This is a genomic window from Streptomyces sp. NPDC007907 (assembly GCF_042959365.1).
In the GTDB taxonomy this organism is placed as follows: domain Bacteria; phylum Actinomycetota; class Actinomycetes; order Streptomycetales; family Streptomycetaceae; genus Streptomyces; species Streptomyces indiaensis.
Genome location: NZ_JBIBKR010000007.1, coordinates 437,852 through 456,461, shown reverse-complemented (window position 1 = coordinate 456,461; position 18,610 = coordinate 437,852). Strand labels below are relative to the sequence as shown.

The following is an 18,610-nucleotide window of genomic DNA, read 5'->3' as shown; positions in this document are numbered from 1 at the left end:
GGATGTGGGGCTGTCGTTCGGCTGACGCCTTGTGTGTGGCTTGTCGCGCTCACGCGGCGGAGCCGCACATCGGTACAGCCCCGCGCCACCGAGCAAAGTGCCCCCGCTCGGAGATGATCCGAGCGGGGGCACCGTACAGCCGTACCGGCGATGGAGGTCAGAGACCGAGCTCGACCTCGAACTCGCCCGCCTCCAGGATGGCCTTGACCGCCGTCAGGTAACGGGCGGCGTCGGCGCCGTCCACCAGGCGGTGGTCGTAGGACAGGGTCAGGTACGTCATGTCGCGGACGCCGATGACCGTGCCCTCCTCCGTCTCGATGACGGCGGGACGCTTGACCGTAGCGCCGATGCCGAGGATGGCGACCTGGCCCGGCGGCACGATGATCGTGTCGAAGAGCGCGCCGCGCGACCCGGTGTTGGAGATGGTGAAGGTCGCGCCGGACAGCTCGTCCGGGGTGATCTTGTTGGCGCGGACCTTGCCCGCCAGGTCGGCCGTGGCCTTGGCGATACCGGCGAGGTTGAGGTCACCGGCGTTCTTGATGACCGGGGTCATCAGGCCCTTCTCGGAGTCCACCGCGATACCGATGTTCTCGGTGTCGAAGTAGGTGATGGTCCCCTCGGCCTCGTTGATCCGGGCGTTGATCGGCGCGTGGGCCTTCAGCGCCTGGGCCGCGGCCTTGACGAAGAACGGCATCGGGGAGAGCTTGACGCCCTCACGGGCCGCGAACGCGTCCTTGGCGCGGGCGCGCAGCTTCATCAGGCGGGTGACGTCGACCTCGACGACCGAGGACAGCTGGGCCTGCTCGTGCAGGGCCTTGACCATGTTGTCGCCGATGACCTTTCGGATCCGCGGCATCTTCACGGTCTGGCCGCGCAGCGGGGACGCCTCCAGCACCGGGGCCTTCTTCGCGGCCGCCGGGGCGGCAGCGGCGGGGGCCGGGGTGGCGGCGGCCTTCGCGGCCTCGGCGGCGGCGACGACGTCCTGCTTGCGGATACGGCCGCCGACGCCGGTGCCCCTGACGGTGGCCAGGTCGACGCCCTGCTCGGAGGCGAGCTTGCGCACCAGCGGGGTGACGTAGGCGCCGTCGTCGGCCGGCTTGGCGGCGGCCGGAGCGGCCGGGGCCGGGGCCGGGGCCGGCGCGGGAGCGGACGGGGCCGGCTCGGGAGCCGGGGTGGTCTGCTGCTGAGGGGCCGGAGCCGACGGCGCCTGCGGGGCCGGGGCGGGCTGCGCCGGGGCCGGAGCCGGAGTGGGCTCGGGCTGGGCCGGGGCGGCCGGGGCCTCCTGCGCCGGGGCGGCGGCCGGAGCCGCACCCGCGACACCGATGACGGCGAGCTTGGCGCCGACCTCGGCGGTCTCGTCCTCGCCGACCACGATCTCCAGCAGCGTGCCCGAGGTGGGCGCAGGGATCTCGGTGTCGACCTTGTCGGTGGAGACCTCGAGCAGCGGCTCGTCGGCCTCGACGCTGTCGCCGACCGACTTCAGCCAGCGGGTGACGGTGCCCTCGGTGACGGACTCGCCGAGCGCGGGCAGGACGACGTCCGTGCCCTCGGCGGAACCGCCGCCGGCGGCTGCGTCGGCGGAGGGAGCGGACGCCGGGGCGGCCTGCTCGGTGGACGGGGCGGCCGCGGCCGGCTCGGGAGCGGGCTCGGCGACCTGCTCGGCCTGCGGGGCCTCGGCGGCGGCGGGCGCGCCGCTGCCGTCGTCGATCAGGGCCAGCTCGGCGCCGACCTCGACCGTCTCGTCCTCGGCGACCTTGATGGAGGCCAGGACACCGGCGGCGGGCGAGGGGATCTCGGTGTCGACCTTGTCGGTCGACACCTCGAGCAGCGGCTCGTCGGCCTCGACGCGCTCGCCCTCGGCCTTCAGCCAGCGGGTGACAGTGCCCTCGGTGACGCTCTCACCGAGCGCCGGAAGGGTTACGGAAACCGCCATGGTTTCGGTTGCTCCTTACGGAAAGTGCGGAAGTCTGTGTCGTCGCGTTCGTCGACCGAGGGGTCAGTCGTGCGCGTGGAGGGGCTTGCCGGCCAGGGCCAGGTGGGCCTCGCCGAGCGCCTCGCTCTGGGTGGGGTGGGCGTGGATGAGCTGCGCGACCTCGGCGGGCAGCGCCTCCCAGTTGTAGATCAGCTGGGCTTCGCCGACCTGCTCGCCCATGCGGTCGCCGACCATGTGCACGCCGACGACGGCACCGTCCTTGACCTGGACGAGCTTGATCTCGCCCGCGGTGTTCAGGATCTTGCTCCTGCCGTTGCCCGCGAGGTTGTACTTCAGAGCGACGACCTTGTCCGCACCGTAGATCTCCTTGGCCTTGGCCTCGGTGATACCGACGGAGGCGACCTCCGGGTGGCAGTACGTCACCCGCGGGACACCGTCGTAGTCGATCGGAACGGTCTTCAGACCGGCCAGGCGCTCCGCCACCAGGATGCCCTCGGCGAAGCCGACGTGCGCGAGCTGGAGGGTCGGGACGAGGTCACCGACGGCGGAGATGGTCGGCACGTTCGTGCGCATGTACTCGTCGACCAGGACGTAGCCGCGGTCCATGGCGACGCCCTGCTCCTCGTAGCCCAGGCCCTGGGAGACCGGGCCGCGGCCGATGGCGACCAGCAGGACCTCGGCCTCGAACTCCTTGCCGTCGGCCAGGGTGACCTTGACGCCGTCCTGGGTGTACTCGGCCTTCTGGAAGAAGGTGCCCAGGTTGAACTTGATGCCGCGCTTGCGGAACGCGCGCTCCAGCAGCTTGGAGGAGTTCTCGTCCTCGACCGGGACGAGGTGCTTCAGGCCCTCGACGATCGTGACCTCGGTGCCGAAGGACTTCCACGCGGAGGCGAACTCGACGCCGATGACGCCGCCGCCCAGGATGATCGCGGACTTCGGCACGCGGTCCAGGACGAGGGCGTGGTCGGAGGAGATGATCCGGTTGCCGTCGATGTCCAGGCCCGGCAGCGACTTCGGCACGGAGCCGGTCGCGAGCAGGATGTGGCGGCCCTCGACGCGGCGGCCGTTCACGTCGACGGAGGTGGGGGAGGAGAGGCGGCCCTCACCCTCGATGTACGTCACCTTCCGGGAGGCCACGAGACCCTGCAGGCCCTTGTACAGGCCGGCGATCACGCCGTCCTTGTACTTGTGGACACCGGCGATGTCGATGCCCTCGAAGGAGGCCTTCACACCGAACTGCTCGCTCTCGCGGGCCTGGTCGGCGATCTCGCCCGCGTGCAGCAGGGCCTTGGTGGGGATGCATCCCCGGTGCAGGCAGGTGCCGCCGACCTTGTCCTTCTCGATCAGGGCGACGTCCAGGCCCAGCTGCGCCCCGCGCAGGGCCGCGGCGTAACCACCGCTGCCACCGCCGAGGATCACTAGGTCGAAAACGGTGCTGGCGTCGTTCGCCACGTCACGTCCTCCATGCATGTGCGCCGTGAGCCGGTCATCAGTGACCGGCAGGCGGCTGGTGTCCGGCCGCTCGTTCTTCGGCCCTTCGGTGGGGCCCTGTCCTGCCGAGCCCCATCTTCGCACTTGTCGGCACACAAGGAGACGCCGGGCTGCGGTGTGAGACGCCCCACGTTCAGATGAGAGCGCCCGAAGTGGCGCGGGGCTGTGTCTGATCTGCGGCTCCGCCGCGGGGCGCGAGGGCAGCGCCCGAAGGGGCGCGGGGAACTGCGCGAACAGCCCCCACGCCCCCGCACTCGCCACACAACGGACGAGACCGAGCTCTCAGGCGAAGGTCAGCCCAGATCCCCGGCAGCCGTCAGCTCGGCCAGCCGCACCAGCGTCCGCACAGCCGTCCCCGTACCGCCCTTCGGCGTGTACCCGAACGGCCCGCCCTCGTTGAACGCCGGCCCGGCGATGTCCAGGTGCGCCCAGGTGATCCCCTCACCCACGAACTCGCGCAGGAACAGACCGGCGACCAGCCCGCCGCCCATCCGCTCGCCCATGTTCGCGATGTCGGCGGTGGGGGAGTCCATCCCCTTGCGCAGGTGCTCCGGCAGCGGCATCGGCCACGCCGGCTCCCCGACCTCCTCCGCGGCCTCGCACAGCGCGGCCCGGAACGCGTCGTCGTTGCCCATGACCCCGAACGTCCGGTTGCCCAGTGCCAGCACCATCGCCCCGGTCAGCGTCGCCACGTCCACGATCGCGTCGGGCTTCTCCTGGGAGGCCGCCCACAGCGCGTCGGCGAGCACCAGCCGGCCCTCGGCGTCGGTGTTGAGCACCTCCACCGTCTTGCCGCTGTACATCCGCAGTACGTCACCCGGACGGGTCGCGGACCCGGAGGGCATGTTCTCGGCCAGGGCGAGCCAGCCGGTGACGTTGACCTCCAGGCCGAGACGCGCGGCGGCGACGACCGCGGCGAACACCGAGGCCGCACCGGCCATGTCGCACTTCATCGTCTCGTTGTGACCGGCCGGCTTCAGCGAGATGCCGCCCGAGTCGTAGGTGATGCCCTTGCCGACGAAGGCGAGGTGCTTCTTCGCCTTGGAGGAGGTGTACGACAGCTTGACCAGGCGCGGGGTGGCCGCGGAGCCGGAGCCGACGCCGAGGATGCCGCCGTAGCCGCCCTTGGTCAGGGCCTTCTCGTCGAGCACCTGGATCTTGATGCCGTGTTCCTTGGCCGCGGCCTGGGCGATCGCGGCGAACGACTCGGGGTTGAGGTCGTTCGGCGGGGTGTTGACCAGGTCGCGGGAGCGGTTGAGCTCCTCGGACACGGCGACGGCACGCTCGACCGCGGCCTTGTACGCCTTGTCGCGGGGCCTGCCGCCGAGCAGGACGACCTCGGCGAGGGGCGCCTTGCCGTTCTTCGCCTTGGGGTCCTTGCCGTTGTCCTTGTAGGCGTCGAAGGAGTACGCGCCGAGCAGCGCGCCCTCCCCGATCGCGCCGGCGTCGGCGGCCTCGGCCAGCGGCAGCGCGAAGGCGGCCTTCTTCGACCCGGCCAGGGCGCGGGCGGCGACACCGGCGGCCTTGCGCAGGATCTCGGTACCGTACTCGGCGTCCTTCTCGGGCACCGCGCCCAAGCCGACCGCCAGGACGAGCGGTGTCTTGAAGCCGGACGGCGCCGGCAGCTTCGTCACCTCGCCCTCGCCGCCGGAGGCGCCGAGCGTCTCCAGGACGCCGGCGAGCCGGCCGTCGTACGCCTTGTCCACGGCCTCGGCGCCCGGTGCGACGACCGGCCCCTTGGCACCCTTGGCGACACCGATCACGATCGCGTCGGCCCGCAGACCGGGCGCCGCGGCGGTGCTGAGAGTGAGAGCAGTCACGGTGGTGAAATCTCGCTTCCGATGTGAAGTTGCTGTGGTCGAACGGTGTGGGTCGACCGGGCCCGACAGCCGACCCTATGCGGACCTCCGAGGGCGGGTCTCACGGGGCCTTCCCCGGTGCGGCGAACACTCGACGACGAGACTACGCGCGCGGCCCCGTTCGCTCATTCCTGCGGGCGTTCACCTGTCCGTGGCGTAGTGGCCAGTTCTCGGTCCCCCACACCGGTGAAGCGGGTCACACTCGTCGCGACCCGGTGAGCGCCACCGACCGCCCCGGGGGCCAGGCCCGGGCGCGGGGCGCGGCGGTGCACTGCGCGGTGCCCGGACCGGAGATCATCCCTGGGGCACACTGCCGTACGCCCCGCGCCCCACAGACACCACGGAGAAGGCCCCGTGAGACGCCCGTTCCCGCTCGTCGCCCTGCTCGTCCTGCTGCTCGCGGGATGTTCCCGGGCGCCCGACGACAAGCCGGGCCACCGCTGGCAGCCCCGCCCCGGCACCGCCTGGCAGTGGCAGCTCAGCGGGCGCCTGGACACCTCCGTCGACGTGCCGGTCTACGACATCGACGGCTTCGACCACTCCGAGGACACCGTCGCCCGGCTCCACGACGAGGACCGCAAGGTCATCTGCTATCTCTCCACGGGCGCCTGGGAGGAGTTCCGCCCGGACGCGGGGAGGTTCCCGAAGGCCGTGCTCGGGCGCGGCAACGGCTGGAAGGGCGAGCGCTGGCTCGACATCCGCCGCACCGACGTCCTGGAACCGCTCATGGCGGCCCGCATCGACATGTGCCGCGACAAGGGCTTCGACGCGGTGGAGCCCGACAACATGGACGGCTACCGCAACGACACCGGCTTCCCGCTCACGGCCACCGACCAACTGCGCTACAACCGCCTCGTCGCCCGGCTCGCCCACGACCGCGGCCTGGCCGTCGGCCTCAAGAACGACCTGGACCAGATCCCGGAACTGGTCGGCGACTTCGACTTCGCGGTCAACGAACAGTGCGCCCAGTACGGCGAGTGCACGGCCCTGAAGCCGTTCGTCGCGGCGGGCAAGGCCGTCTTCCACGTCGAGTACGAGCTCCCCACCGGCCGCTTCTGCGCCGACTCGCGCCGCCTGAAGCTCAGTTCGCTGCTCAAGAAGTACGAACTGGGGGCGTGGCGACGGGCCTGCTGAGCCCGATGCCGGTGACCGCGGTGCCCGCGACCCGGTCGGCGAGGGAGCGGCGGGCGGGGGAGAGGACCGGCAGCGCGTTCAGCAGGAACAGCACCACCGCGACCGCCCACACCAGCACCGACATCACGACCTGCCCCTCGACCAGCAGCACGCAGGCCACGGCGTACACGGCGACGTCCGCGGCGGTGGTGACCGCGGCCCGGCGCGCCGCCCTGACCCGGCGCGGGGAGTCCGTCGTGACCTTCAGCCCCACCAGGGCCTTGCCGACGGAGCGCCCGGCCAGAGCCAGGCACGCCCACTGGTAGAGGAACACCGTCAGCACCAGCAGACCGAAGGCCTGCTCGACGTAGAGCACCGACTTGTCCCACAGCGTCAGCCCGAGGTCCTGCGAGGCGGCCAGCACGTCGCCGCGTGAGGTCAGCAGGTCGAAACCCCCTCGGGTGGCCAGTTCGGGCACGTCGGTGACGAGCGCGGAGACCCGGTGGAAGGTGAGCACGGCGAGCGCCGAGGCCAGCGCCAGCACCAGTGCGAAATCGACGAACCAGGCCGCGGCGCGGCGCAGTTTCGGCATGAACGTCCCCCGATCACAGATGTGTCGGAGCAGGAAGCTAGCCGCTGGCCGGCCCGTTCAGGAGGGGGACGGGGAGATCGTTTCAGCCCAGTGACAGAACGACCAGCGCCGTGGTGGCCGCCGTCTCCGCCAGACCGCCGAACACGTCCCCCGTGACCCCGCCGAAGCGGCGCGTGCAGTGACGCAGCAGCGCCTCCGCGGCCACCAGGGCGATGACCACCGCGAGCACCGTCCGGATCACGTCGTACGGCCCGAGGACGGCGCCGGCCGCTGCCGCCGCTCCCGTGACCGCCACGGCGGCGATCACCGCCCCCCGCACCGGCACCACGCCCGCGACCGCCGCCCCGAGGCCCTCCGGCCGGGCCGCCGGCACCCCGGTCCGGGCCGCCAGGGTCAGGGCCAGCCTCGCGCAGGTCGCCGAGACGGCCGCGGCGCACGCGCCCCGGGCCCAGGAGGCGTCGTAGGCCTGGGCGAGCGCGGCGACCTGCGCGAGCAGGGCGAGGACCAGGGTGATCACCCCGAACGGCCCGATGTCCGACTGCTTCATGATGCGCAGCGCGTCCTCGGCGGGCTTGCCGCTGCCCAGCCCGTCGGCGGTGTCCGCGAGCCCGTCGAGGTGCAGCCCCCGGGTGAGCGCGGCCGGCACGGCGACACTCGCCACGGCGGCGAGCGGGGCGCCCGCACCGAGGAACAGCAGTACCAGCCCGAGCCCGGCGGCGCCGACGCCGACCGCGAGACCGGCCAGCGGAGCGCACAGCATGCCGTCGCGAGCGGCCCGACGGTCCCACCGGGTCACGCGGACGGGGATCACCGTGAGGGTGCCGAAGGCGAAGCGGAGGCCGTCGAGGGGCGAGGTTCCGGTCACCGGCGCAGGCTACCGGCCGGTCAGGAGAGCGGGAACGGCAGCCGTGGATAAAGTTCACATATGGGATGGCTGGAGCGGAACATCATCGAACCCGGCAAGCTGCCACTACTTCTCGCCCTCATCGCGTTCGTGACGACCTTCCTCATCACCCGGCTCATCACCCGTCTCATCCGGGCGGGCAAGGGCCCCTTCGGCAACGTCAGCAGCGGCGGCGTCCACGTCCACCACGTGGTCCCCGGGGTCATCCTGACGATCGTCGGCGGCTTCGGCGCGGTGGCGGGCGGCCAGCACGGCTTCGGGTCGTGCCTGGCCGCGGTGTTGTTCGGCATCGGCGCGGGCCTGGTCCTCGACGAGTTCGCTCTGGTCCTGCACCTCGCCGACGTCTACTGGACCCCGGACGGCCGCAAGAGCGTGGAGATGGTCGTCCTCACCGCCTCACTCGTCGGCCTGCTCCTGATCGGCTTCTCGCCGCTCGGCGTCAACGACCTCAACGACGACCAGCAGCAGAACCGCGCCGTCGTCCTCGTGAACATTCTCGTGAACTTCGCGTTCGCCCTCATCGCCCTGTTCAAGGGCAAGGTCCGGCTCGCGGTCGTCGGCGTGATCATCCCCTTCATCGCCCTGATCGCGGCCGTACGGCTGGCCCGGCCCACCTCCCCGTGGGCCAAACGGTTCTACCGCAACCGGCCCCGTGCCCGGGCCAGATCCGCCCTGCGCTCCTACCACCACGACCGCCGCTGGGCAGCCCCCTCGCGAGCCTTTCACGACTGGCTCGGCGGCGCGCCCGACCCCGAGCCGGCCCGGTCCCTCGAACGCCGCTGACGCAACTCGCCGGCCACGCACACCACCAGCACCGCCGCGATCGCCGCCAGGTGCTCCTTGCCCGCGAGGTTCTCCTTGAGCACGACCTCGGCCACCATCGCCCCGATCACCACCGACGCCGTGACATGGGCGCGGTAGCGCCACCCCATGAAGACGGCGAGGCCCACCACCGCCGCGGACGGCCCGGTGTCCACGACCCGGGCGTCCGAGGCGGGCAGGCCGAGCGGGGAGTCCGGGCCGAGCCAGATGCCCAGGCGCGCGTACAACGTGCCCGCGAGCGTCGCGACATAGGCGAGGGCCAGGGTCCGCCACCGGCCCAGACACAGCTCGGCGATGCCGAACACCAGCAGGATCTGTACGAGCGCGCCCCACACCGGCAGGTCCAGCGCGGGCACGAACAGCGACAGCGGCGTCCGCAGCAGCGCCACCCACAGCGGGTCCGCGGCCCGTACTCCGCCGACGTCCTGCACGGCCTGATAGCCCCACGACTGGTTGTGCACGACGTGCAGCACCGCCGTGAGGCACACGGCCGCCACCGCCATCGGCGCGGCCCGCCACCGCCTCTCGGTCAGCGGCCCGCGCACCGCCGCGTACAGGGCACCCCATTCGGCGCGGGCCCAGCGGGCGAGCGTGGTCATGCGGCGGTCGTCCTCGTCCGTGCGAAGCCTGGTCGGAGGGTGTCTGCGACTCAGTCAAACCGACACCACGTTCCAGGACCGACCGGAACGGGACGAGGTTGAGCCAGGCGGGCGTGACCTGGATCTCGGGCCGTTACCGCTCGGCGGGCGCCCCCGGGGCCTCCGGCGCGCCCGGCTCCTGGGACCCCTGCGCCTCCTCGGCCTGGGGCGCCTCCTCGGACTCCTTCGGCTTCTCGGGCAGCTCCGCCGCCAGCGCGGCCGCCGCCTGCACCAGCGGCAGTGCCAGCAGACCCCCCGTGCCCTCTCCGACGGTCACCCCGTGGCTGAGCAGCGGCTCCAGCGCCATCCGGTCCAGCGCCTTGGCCTGCCCCGGCTCCCCGCTGTCGTGCGCGGCCAGCCACCAGTCCGGTGCGCGGAACGCGATCCGCTGCCCGACCAGCGCGCACGCCGCGGTCACGACGCCGTCGAGCACCACCGGCAGCTTGCGCACCGCGCTCTGCAGCAGGAAGCCCGTCATCGCGGCGAAGTCGGCCCCGCCGACCGTGGCCAGCAGCTGCAGCTGGTCCCCGAGCACCGGCCGTGCCCGGCGCAGCGCGTCGCGGATCGCCGCGCACTTGCGCATCCACGCCAGATCGTCGATCGCCAGCCCGCCGCGCCCGGTGACGACCGACGCGTCCACCCCGCACAGCGCCGCGACCAGCACGCCCGCCACCGTGGTCCCGCCGACGCTGACATCGCCGAGCACCACCAGATCGGTGCCCGAGTCGGCCTCCTCGTCGGCCACGGCGACCCCGGCCCGGAACGCCGCCTCCGTCTCATCGAGGGTGAGCGCGTCCTCGATGTCGATCCGCCCGCTGCCGCGCCGCACCCGGTGCCGTACGACGTCCGCCGGGAAGGCCTCGGGATCGCAGTCCAGTGCCATGTCCACGATCCGCACCGGCACGCCCAGCCGCCGGGCCAGCACCGACACGGGCCGGCCGCCCTCCAGCACCTCGCGCACCAACTCCCCGGCGCTGCCCGCCGCACGGGCCGAGACGCCCAGCCCGGCCACGCCGTGGTCACCGGCGAAGAGCACCACCCGCGGCCGTTCGACCGGCCGGACCGGCACGGCGGACTGCGCCGCCGCCAGCCACTCACCCAGTTCGTCGAGGCGGCCCAGCGACCCGGGCGGCACGATCTGTCGCTCCCGGCGCGCCTCGGCGTCCCGGCGGATCCCGCCGTCCGGACGCTCGATCAGATCGGTGAAGTCGTCGAGATTAAGCGAGCTCATTCGCCGAACAGTACCGGCCCCGCTCGAACAGCACGGCGCCACATCACCACTCCGTCAGGGCGACGTCGTTGCACCCGGGATCGGCATCCCATACGTTCCGGTTTGCAGCGGATTGTCGGCGGATGGCCGTAGGTGGTTCGCCCGCGTCCCCGCCCCACGTCCTTGCGGTACGCCGTCGCGCCCGGGAGCCGCCCATGCCCGCACACCCCGCCCCTTCAGCACCCCCGGTCCCCCCGGCGACCACCCGGGTCCACGAACCGCGCCGGGAGGACTGCCCCTGGTGCGGCTCCACCTCGCTGCGCAACCGGCTGCGCACCCGTGACCTGCGGCAGTACAAGCCGGGCAGCTTCACCGTCGACGCCTGCCGGGACTGCGGCCACACCTTTCAGAACCCGCGCCTGACGGTGGAGGGCCTCGCCCTGTACCACCGGACCGAGCGCGCCGCGCCCAGGGACCCGGCGAGCGACGGCCTCCTCGCCCTGCGCAGCAGCCCCCGCCGCCACCGCTCGGCCGCCCGCGCGATGCTGCGCTGCGGCGAGCCGGAGAGCTGGCTCGACGTCGGGACGGGCCACGCCCGCTTCCCCGCCACGGCCCGGGAGTTCTTCCCCTACACCGCCTTCGACGGCCTGGACCCCACCCCCCGCGTGGTCCACGCCCGCACCGCCGACCGCGTCGAGGAGGCCCACGTCGGCCGCCTGACGGACCCGCGGATCGCCGGCCCGCTGCGCGCCCGCTACGACGTGGTCAGCATGCTCCACCACCTGGAGGGCACACCCGATCCCCGGGCGGAACTCCGGGCCGCCCTCTCCGTCCTGCGCCCGGGCGGCCACCTGCTCATCGAGACCCTGAGCCCCCGCAGCGTCTTCGCCGCCCTGCTGGGCCGCTGGTGGCTCCCCTACGACCAGCCGCGCCACCTCCACCTGCTGCCCCCGCAGAACGTCCGCGCGGAACTGGAGTCGGCCGGCTGCACGATCCTCACGCTCGACCACCGCCCGGTCCACGTCCCCCACGACCTCGCGGGTGCCACGTCCCTGGCCCTCTCCCACGCCCTGCCCGCCCCGGACACCCCCTGGCGGGCGATCCCCCCGCCCCCGGTCCACCGGCACACCCGCACGGCCCTGCTCCGCGCGGGCGTCCCCCTGGTCGCCGCGGCGGCCCTGGCCGACCACCTCATCGCCCCCGTGACCCGCCGCACCCGCTTCGCGAACACGTACCGGGTGATCGCCCGCACGGCACCGCGGGCCGAGGAGCGTGGAGGGGCGGAGTGAGGGGGCCGGAGAGGGGCAGAACCAGGTGAGCCGCGGGCCTGCGGCCGGCCGGCCGGCACGGAGCTCAGCCGCAGCTCGAGCCGCACGCCGGCCCGGCCTCGCAGTACCTGCGCCGCCCCGCTCAGCCCCCGCAGTGCCAGCGTCGGCATGGGCAGCCCCCGCAGTGCCTGCGTCGGCCCGCTCAGTCCTGCAGTACCAGCGTCGGCCCGCTCAGCCCCCGCAGTAGCACCGTCGCCACGCTCAGCCCCGCAATACCAGCGCCTGTCCCGCCACCACCAGCAGCACGTGCTCGCACTCGTCCGCGAAGCCCGCGTTCAGCCGGCCGAGTTCGTCCCGGTAGCGCCGCCCCGATGCCGTCGACGGGACGATCCCCGACCCCACCTCGTTCGACACGGCGACCACGGTCCGCCGGGTGGCCCGCACCGCCTCCGTCAGCTCCCGCACCCGCTCCCGCAGCGCCTTCTCCCCGCGCTCCGCCCACACCGCGTCGTCCCACGCCCCGGCCGAGTCCATCGCGTCGGTCAGCCACAGGGACAGGCAGTCGATGAGCAGGGGCGGCCCCTCGGCCTCCAGCAGCGGCACCAGGTCGCAGGTCTCGACCGTCTGCCACGACCCCGGCCGCCGCTCCCGGTGGGCCGCCACCCGCGAGGACCACTCCGTGTCCCCGTTGCGCGACCCGCCCGTCGCCACGTACAGCACGTCCGGAAAGGCCTCCAGCCTCCGCTCGGCCTCCACCGACTTGCCCGACCGCGCCCCGCCCAGCACCAGGGTCCGCCGCGGCACGTCCGGCACGTCCTCGTACGCGCCCACCACCAGCGTCACCCCGTCCGGCACGGCCCGCGCCCCGGCGGCCGCGAGGCGCCGCCCGAGCTCCCGGCCGGGCGGCAGATCGTGGTCCAGGTGGACGGCGACCACGTCGGTGGTCGGGCCGACCGCCCCCACCGCCCGCAGCCTGGCCAGCGCGTCCGGCCGCCCCACGACATCCGCGAGGATCATGTCGTACGACTCGGCCGGCTCCGCCAGTCCCGCCGGCGCCCCGCCCGGCGGCAGATACAGCAGCCGCTGCCCCTCCGGCCCGGTCACCGCATACCCCGTGCCCGGCGCGTCCAGCGCCACCGCCCGCACCCGGTGCCCCGTCAGCAGCGTCAACTCCCGCCCGTCCGGCACCCGTCCGGGCTGCGGCAGCCCCGCGGGCACCTCGACCGCCGGCCCGTCGTGCGGATGCGACAGCAGCACCTGCCGGACACCGGTCAGGGAACGGCCCGCCCGTGCCGCGGCGAACGCCGCACCCGGCGTGAGATCGAGCAGCAGCACCCCGTCCAGCAGCAACGCGGTGGCCGCCCGAGCATCCGGTCCGAGAGCGGCCGCACAGGCAGCGCAGGGACAGTCGGGGCGGGGGAGACCCGCCGGGGCACCGGTGCCGAGCAGAGTAAGTTCCACGCCCCGATTCTGACGCGTGAGCCTGGGACATGCGTGATCGAGACGCCCCTCCAGGGGCGCGGGCCGTGTCGATATGCGGCTCCGCCGCGCGGGCGCGACCGGCCCACGACGGCCCGCACCCGCCCGATCACCCGCACTCCGCAGGGCCTATCACGCGCGACCCGGCGGAGCGCTTACGCTCTGAGGTGGAGCCGGACCAAGATCCGGCTTTTCGCTGTGCAGTGTGCTCACACACATGGGAGGCGTACATGGCGGCATGGACGTGGCGGTTCGAGAAGACCGACGGTACGGAGGTCCAGCCCTCGGTGCCGCCGGAGGACTTCCCCACCCAGGGGGACGCCGAGTCCTGGATCGGGGAGCACTGGAAGACCCTCCAGGAGGGCGGTGCCGATCAGGTGCGGCTGTTCGAGGACGCCACGGAGATCTACGGGCCGATGAGCCTGCACGCGGCCGAGGCGTGAGCCCGTGGGCGGGGGCCACGGCCCTCGCCCACCGCCTTCCGGGGTGTCAGCCGCGCACGCCGCACAGGTGCAGCAGCGCCGCCACCCCGCGGTAGGGATCCGTCCGCCCGGCCTTCTCCTCCACCGCGAGCAGCGTCTCCACGTCGTCCGGCACCTCCGCGCCGTCCGCCGCCGTGTCGGTGAACACCCGCACCCCGTACCAGGCGTGCAGCGGCGCCCCGATCCCCGCGAGCGTCGACGTCAGGTCCTTCAGCCGGTCGGCCCGTACGTCGAGCCCCAGCCGGTTGCGGTAGGAGACGGTGTCGAAAGCCGCCAGCGCCCCGGACCAGTCGCCGGACAGGCCCGGCCGGATCGCCAGCGCGTCCCCGTTGCGCACCAGCAGGGACAGCAGCCCGCCGGGCGCGAGCATCCGGGCGAGCCCCGCCAGCAGCGGGTCGGGCTCCTCGACGTACATCAGGACGCCGTGGCACAGCACCACGTCGAAACTGCCCGGCAGGAAGTGCACGCCGGTGTCGCGACCGTCGCCCTCGATGATCCGCATCCGCTCCCGGATGCCCTCCGGTTCCCCGGCGAGGGACTCCCGGGCCACGGCGACCATCGTCGCGTCCTGCTCCAGACCGGTCACCTGGTGCCCGGCCCGGGCCAGCCGCAGCGCCTGCGTGCCCTGGCCCATCCCCACGTCCAGCACCCGCAGGCGCCTGCCGACCGGGAACCGGCCGACTATCTGCTCGTCCAGCTGGCGGGCCACCAGCTCCTGCCGGACGACATCGCGCAGCCCGCCCAGCTTGTCCAGCCAGGCATCCGCCGCACCCCCGGAGAACGGCGTCGTGGTCAGGGCCGCTCTCCACGCTTGACCTGCGGCTTCGGCAGCCGGAGCCGACGCATCTGAAGCGAGCGCATCAGGGCGTAGGCGACGGCGCCGCGCTTGTTCTCACCCGCGAAGCGCTCGTTCAGCTGCTTCTTCAGGCGGAACGACGTCACGAACGAGTCGAGCACGATCAGCACGATCACCACGAGCCACAGCAGCAGCGCGATGTTCTGCAGCGCCGGCACCCGCACCATGCTCAGCACGAGGATGACCACGGCCATCGGCAGGAAGAACTCCGCGATGTTGAACCGGGAGTCGACGAAGTCGCGCGCGAACCGGCGGACCGGCCCCTTGTCACGCGCGGGCAGATACCGCTCGTCGCCGCTCGCGAGCGCCTGGCGCTGCCGCTCCATCGCGGTACGGCGCTCCTCGCGCTGTCGCTTGGCGGCCTCCTTGCGCGTCGTCGACGTGTTGGCCACGCTGCGGCGCTGCGACTGGGCCGCACTGCGCTTGGGCGTGGGGCGGCCCTTGGGGGCCTCGGGGTGACGGGGCTGACTGGAGTCGGTCACCGGCGCCTTGTCGGCGTCCTGGGCCTTCTCATCCTTGGCACGGCTACGGAACACAAAACCCAAGGGTAAGGGCTTCCGGGCATGGACCCCAGTCCCGTGGGGAACGATCCGGCAACACCAGTCGTCAGTAAGGGGACAGAGGGGACGTCGCGTACGCCTCCGGACGGACCCCCGGGGTGTACGGCTCCGGTGACCCCGGGGACCACCTACTCCCTACGCCGGAGCGGGAGCGCACGCAGTCGTCCTTGGGGATGAGCGCATCCGTCCCCGAACAGTGCGGTAATGGATGCAGGGCCCGTACTGTGGGTTCTGTCGCTGGAGCTGGAACCGGAGTCGGTCAGAAGGGGGCGCGCGAAGCCCATGAGCGGTGTCATGAAGCGTATGGGGATGATCTTCCGCGCGAAGGCGAACAAGGCCCTTGACCGGGCCGAGGACCCGCGCGAGACCCTTGATTACTCGTACCAGAAGCAGCTGGAGCTGCTGCAGAAGGTCCGCCGTGGCGTCGCCGACGTGGCGACCTCCCGCAAGCGCCTGGAACTGCAGCTGAACCAGCTCCAGTCGCAGTCCGGCAAGCTGGAGGACCAGGGCCGCAAGGCGCTCGCGCTGGGCCGTGAGGACCTGGCCCGCGAGGCGCTGTCCCGCCGGGCCGCGCTCCAGCAGCAGGTGACCGACCTGGAGACCCAGCACGCGACGCTCCAGGGCGAGGAGGAGAAGCTCACCCTGGCGGCCCAGCGGCTCCAGGCCAAGGTCGACGCCTTCCGTACGAAGAAGGAGACCATCAAGGCGACGTACACGGCCGCGCAGGCGCAGACCCGGATCGGCGAGGCCTTCTCCGGCATCTCCGAGGAGATGGGCGACGTCGGCCTGGCCATCCAGCGCGCCGAGGACAAGACGGCCCAGCTCCAGGCCCGGGCCGGCGCCATCGACGAGCTGCTCGCCTCCGGCGCCCTCGACGACCCCTCCGGCATGCACAAGGACGACATCCAGGCCGAGCTGGACCGGCTCTCCGGTGGTACGGATGTAGAGCTGGAACTGCAGCGCATGAAGGCCGAGCTGGCCGGCGGCTCCAGCAGCGGGCAGCAGGCCATCGAGGGCGGCTCGAACGGGCAGCAGTCCCAGCAGCAGCCGCAGGACACACCGCGCTTCGACAAGCAGTAGGGGTCCACGCCTAGGAGGGCGACATGATCGTACGGATCATGGGGGAGGGCCAGGTGAGCCTGGCCGACGGCCACCTCGCCGAGCTGAACAAGCTGGACGACGAACTCCTGGCCGAGATGGAGAACGGCGACGGCCCCGGCTTCCGCCGCACCCTCCAGGCCCTCCTGACCAGGGTCCGCGACCTGGGCGCCCCCCTCCCGGACGACTCCCTGGAACCGTCGGAACTGATCCTGCCCTCCCCGGACGCGACGCTGGAGGAAGTCCGGGAGCTCCTGAGCGACGACGGCCTGATCCCGGGGTAGTGCGTGACCGCGTGCGGCACCCCGCAGCGCCGGGTTGCGCACTCGCCCCACCCCCAGCCCTCACGGCGAGCACCACACAGCCACAGCCGGCCCGGCTACGGTAAACAACCGTGAGCACCCTCGCGCGGGCCAGATGCCAGGCCAAAGCGCATCCCCTGGCCATGGACGCCGTCCTCGCCACCGCCGTCCTCGTCTGCATGGTCGCCGGCTCGTTCGTGGAACCCCGGCACCGCGACAGCGTCAGCTGGGCCCTGCGCACCCCCGACCCGCTCAGCCTCCTCCTCATGACCTTCGGCGCCGCGGCCCTGGTCTTCCGCCGCCGCGCCCCCATGACGGTCCTCGCCGTCACCGGCACCCTCTCCGTCATCGAGTCCGTCACGGGCGACCCCCGCACCCCCGTCGCGATGTCCGCCGTCATCGCGCTCTACACCGTCGCCTCCACCACCGACCGCCCCACCACCTGGCGCATCGGCCTGCTCACCATGACCGTGCTGACCGGCGCCGCCATGGCCGCGGGCCCCCTGCCCTGGTACGCCCAGGAGAACCTCGGCATCTTCGCCTGGACCGGCATCGGCGCCACCGCCGGCGACGCCGTCCGCAGCCGCCGTGCCTTCGTCCAGGCGATCCGGGAGCGCGCCGAGAAGGCGGAACGCACCCGCGAGGAGGAGGCCCGCCGCCGCGTCGCCGAGGAACGCCTGCGCATCGCCCGGGACCTGCACGACGTCGTCGCCCACCACATCGCCCTGGTCAACGTCCAGGCCGGGGTCGCCGCCCACGTCATGGACAAGCGCCCCGACCAGGCCAAGGAGGCCCTCGGGCACGTCCGCGAGGCCAGCCGCTCCGCGCTCAACGAGCTCCGCGCCACCGTCGGCCTGCTCCGGCAGTCCGGCGACCCCGAGGCCCCCACCGAACCCGCCCCGGGCCTGGACCGCCTCGACGAACTCACCGGCACCTTCCGCAACGCCGGCCTGCACATCGAGGTCGCCCGCGCCGACCAGGACACCACCCTGCCCGCGGCGGTCGACCTGGCCGCCTACCGGATCATCCAGGAGGCCCTCACCAACGTGCAGAAGCACGCCGGGCCGCAGGCCAAGGCGGAGGTCAGCGTCGTCCGTGTCGGACCGAACATCGAGATCACGGTGCTCGACGACGGCAGCGGCGAACAGGAGGACGAGCAGGCGAACCGGGACGGCGGCGGCCACGGACTGCTCGGCATGCGCGAACGCGTCACCGCCCTGCGCGGCACCCTCACCACCGGTCCCCGCTACGGCGGCGGTTTCCGCGTTCATGCCATCCTGCCGTCGAAGAACCGCACACCGACCGGGGAGGACCCCGCATGACCATCCGTGTCCTGCTCGCCGACGACCAGGCGCTGCTGCGCAGCGCCTTTCGCGTGCTCGTCGACTCCGAGCCCGACATGGAGGTGGTCGGCGAGGCCTCCGACGGCGCGGAAGCGGTCCGGCTGACGAAGGAGCAGCACGCCGACGTCGTGCTCATGGACATCCGCATGCCCGGCACGGACGGTCTCGCCGCGACCCGCATGATCAGCGCCGACCCCGACCTCGCCGACGTCCGGGTGGTCATCCTGACGACCTTCGAGGTCGACGACTACGTCGTGCAGTCGCTGCGCGCGGGCGCCTCCGGCTTCCTCGGCAAGGGCTCCGAACCCGAGGAACTGCTGAACGCCATCCGCATCGCCGCGGGCGGCCAGGCGCTGCTCTCCCCGGCGGCCACCACGGGCCTGATCGCCCGGTTCCTCGCCACGCAGGACCCGGCCGACGGCGACCGCGACCCGGCCCGCGGCGAACGGCTCGACTCGCTCACCGTCCGCGAGCGCGAGGTGCTGGTCCAGGTCGCCGGCGGACACTCCAACGACGAGATCGCCGAGCGCCTCGAAGTCAGCCCGCTGACGGTGAAGACGCACGTCAACCGGGCCATGGCCAAGCTGGGCGCCCGGGACCGCGCCCAGCTCGTGGTCACCGCGTACGAGTCCGGCCTGGTCCGTCCAAGGGTGGAGTGAG

Annotated in this window: 18 protein-coding genes; 8 read left to right on the top strand and 10 right to left on the bottom strand. The window is 72.9% G+C overall.

The features are described 5' to 3' along the window. Positions 1 to 157: 157 nt before the first annotated feature. From sucB to ACFZDI_RS29315, 3 genes are all read right to left on the bottom strand, one after another. Positions 158 to 1,933 carry a 2-oxoglutarate dehydrogenase, E2 component, dihydrolipoamide succinyltransferase gene (gene sucB / locus ACFZDI_RS29325; protein WP_391254415.1) on the bottom strand — a complete coding sequence of 592 codons (1,776 nt, stop codon included), beginning with the start codon at positions 1,931 to 1,933 and terminating at the stop codon, positions 158 to 160. A 63-nt stretch (positions 1,934 to 1,996) separates the two neighbouring features. Next, positions 1,997 to 3,385 (bottom strand): dihydrolipoyl dehydrogenase, encoded by a 1,389-nt coding sequence (gene lpdA, locus ACFZDI_RS29320; RefSeq protein ID WP_033312603.1) that lies wholly within the window; start codon positions 3,383 to 3,385, stop codon positions 1,997 to 1,999. A gap of 332 nt (positions 3,386 to 3,717) precedes the next feature. Beyond that, positions 3,718 to 5,244 (bottom strand): leucyl aminopeptidase, encoded by a 1,527-nt coding sequence (locus ACFZDI_RS29315; RefSeq protein WP_391254411.1) that lies wholly within the window; start codon positions 5,242 to 5,244, stop codon positions 3,718 to 3,720. A 393-nt stretch (positions 5,245 to 5,637) separates the two neighbouring features. Between ACFZDI_RS29315 and ACFZDI_RS29310 the strand changes: the two genes are divergently transcribed. Then, positions 5,638 to 6,417 carry an endo alpha-1,4 polygalactosaminidase gene (locus ACFZDI_RS29310; protein WP_391254408.1) on the top strand — a complete coding sequence of 260 codons (780 nt, stop codon included), beginning with the start codon at positions 5,638 to 5,640 and terminating at the stop codon, positions 6,415 to 6,417. Here the strand turns inward: ACFZDI_RS29310 and ACFZDI_RS29305 are convergent. Both ACFZDI_RS29305 and ACFZDI_RS29300 read right to left on the bottom strand, forming a co-directional pair. Beyond that, positions 6,377 to 6,988, bottom strand: coding sequence for an RDD family protein (locus ACFZDI_RS29305; RefSeq protein WP_391254405.1), 612 nt, complete (start codon positions 6,986 to 6,988; stop codon positions 6,377 to 6,379). The two genes, ACFZDI_RS29310 and ACFZDI_RS29305, sit on opposite strands and share 41 nt — an antisense overlap. An 82-nt stretch (positions 6,989 to 7,070) precedes the next feature. Continuing rightward, positions 7,071 to 7,853, bottom strand: a complete 783-nt coding sequence (locus tag ACFZDI_RS29300; RefSeq protein ID WP_391254402.1) for an adenosylcobinamide-GDP ribazoletransferase — start codon at positions 7,851 to 7,853, stop codon at positions 7,071 to 7,073. A gap of 60 nt (positions 7,854 to 7,913) precedes the next feature. Here ACFZDI_RS29300 and ACFZDI_RS29295 point away from each other — a divergent pair, with 60 nt between their 5' ends. Further along, entirely contained in the window at positions 7,914 to 8,675 is a 762-nt protein-coding gene (locus ACFZDI_RS29295; RefSeq protein WP_234850661.1) for a hypothetical protein, read from the top strand. On the opposite strand, the gene ACFZDI_RS29290 is transcribed toward ACFZDI_RS29295, so the two are convergent. Together ACFZDI_RS29290 and cobT are read right to left on the bottom strand one after the other, a co-directional pair. Next, positions 8,615 to 9,313 carry a hypothetical protein gene (locus tag ACFZDI_RS29290; protein ID WP_391254400.1) on the bottom strand — a complete coding sequence of 233 codons (699 nt, stop codon included), beginning with the start codon at positions 9,311 to 9,313 and terminating at the stop codon, positions 8,615 to 8,617. The genes ACFZDI_RS29295 and ACFZDI_RS29290 overlap by 61 nt on opposite strands. Positions 9,314 to 9,446: 133 nt before the next feature. Continuing rightward, the gene (gene cobT, locus ACFZDI_RS29285) at positions 9,447 to 10,583 is read right to left on the bottom strand and encodes a nicotinate-nucleotide--dimethylbenzimidazole phosphoribosyltransferase (RefSeq protein ID WP_391254397.1); all 1,137 of its coding nucleotides are present in this window, start codon (positions 10,581 to 10,583) and stop codon (positions 9,447 to 9,449) included. Between the two features lie 194 nt (positions 10,584 to 10,777). On the opposite strand from cobT, the gene ACFZDI_RS29280 reads away from it, so the two are divergent. Continuing rightward, the gene (locus ACFZDI_RS29280) at positions 10,778 to 11,851 is read left to right on the top strand and encodes a class I SAM-dependent methyltransferase (RefSeq protein ID WP_344368504.1); all 1,074 of its coding nucleotides are present in this window, start codon (positions 10,778 to 10,780) and stop codon (positions 11,849 to 11,851) included. A 240-nt stretch (positions 11,852 to 12,091) separates the two neighbouring features. On the opposite strand, the gene ACFZDI_RS29275 is transcribed toward ACFZDI_RS29280, so the two are convergent. Further along, entirely contained in the window at positions 12,092 to 13,291 is a 1,200-nt protein-coding gene (locus tag ACFZDI_RS29275; RefSeq protein WP_234849888.1) for a bifunctional adenosylcobinamide kinase/adenosylcobinamide-phosphate guanylyltransferase, read from the bottom strand. A gap of 248 nt (positions 13,292 to 13,539) precedes the next feature. Here ACFZDI_RS29275 and ACFZDI_RS29270 point away from each other — a divergent pair, with 248 nt between their 5' ends. After that, the gene (locus tag ACFZDI_RS29270) at positions 13,540 to 13,752 is read left to right on the top strand and encodes a hypothetical protein (RefSeq protein WP_234849887.1); all 213 of its coding nucleotides are present in this window, start codon (positions 13,540 to 13,542) and stop codon (positions 13,750 to 13,752) included. A gap of 46 nt (positions 13,753 to 13,798) precedes the next feature. Here ACFZDI_RS29270 and ACFZDI_RS29265 read toward each other — a convergent pair whose 3' ends face one another. Together ACFZDI_RS29265 and ACFZDI_RS29260 are read right to left on the bottom strand one after the other, a co-directional pair. Continuing rightward, positions 13,799 to 14,500: a bifunctional 2-polyprenyl-6-hydroxyphenol methylase/3-demethylubiquinol 3-O-methyltransferase UbiG gene (locus tag ACFZDI_RS29265; protein ID WP_234849886.1), complete on the bottom strand. Its 702-nt coding sequence runs from the start codon at positions 14,498 to 14,500 to the stop codon at positions 13,799 to 13,801. Positions 14,501 to 14,583: 83 nt separating this feature from the next. Next, positions 14,584 to 15,183, bottom strand: a complete 600-nt coding sequence (locus ACFZDI_RS29260) for a DUF3043 domain-containing protein (protein ID WP_234849885.1) — start codon at positions 15,181 to 15,183, stop codon at positions 14,584 to 14,586. 318 nt (positions 15,184 to 15,501) lie between these two features. Between ACFZDI_RS29260 and ACFZDI_RS29255 the strand changes: the two genes are divergently transcribed. From ACFZDI_RS29255 to ACFZDI_RS29240, 4 genes are all read left to right on the top strand, one after another. Continuing rightward, entirely contained in the window at positions 15,502 to 16,287 is a 786-nt protein-coding gene (locus tag ACFZDI_RS29255) for a PspA/IM30 family protein (protein WP_268839730.1), read from the top strand. A 23-nt stretch (positions 16,288 to 16,310) separates the two neighbouring features. Beyond that, complete coding sequence (locus ACFZDI_RS29250) at positions 16,311 to 16,589, top strand: hypothetical protein (RefSeq protein ID WP_234849884.1); 279 nt, start codon at positions 16,311 to 16,313, stop codon at positions 16,587 to 16,589. 110 nt (positions 16,590 to 16,699) lie between these two features. After that, complete coding sequence (locus tag ACFZDI_RS29245) at positions 16,700 to 17,929, top strand: sensor histidine kinase (RefSeq protein ID WP_234849883.1); 1,230 nt, start codon at positions 16,700 to 16,702, stop codon at positions 17,927 to 17,929. After that, positions 17,926 to 18,609, top strand: coding sequence for a response regulator transcription factor (locus ACFZDI_RS29240; protein WP_366718317.1), 684 nt, complete (start codon positions 17,926 to 17,928; stop codon positions 18,607 to 18,609). The genes ACFZDI_RS29245 and ACFZDI_RS29240 overlap by 4 nt, the downstream gene beginning before the upstream one ends. The last annotated feature ends 1 nt before the right edge of the window (position 18,610 follow it).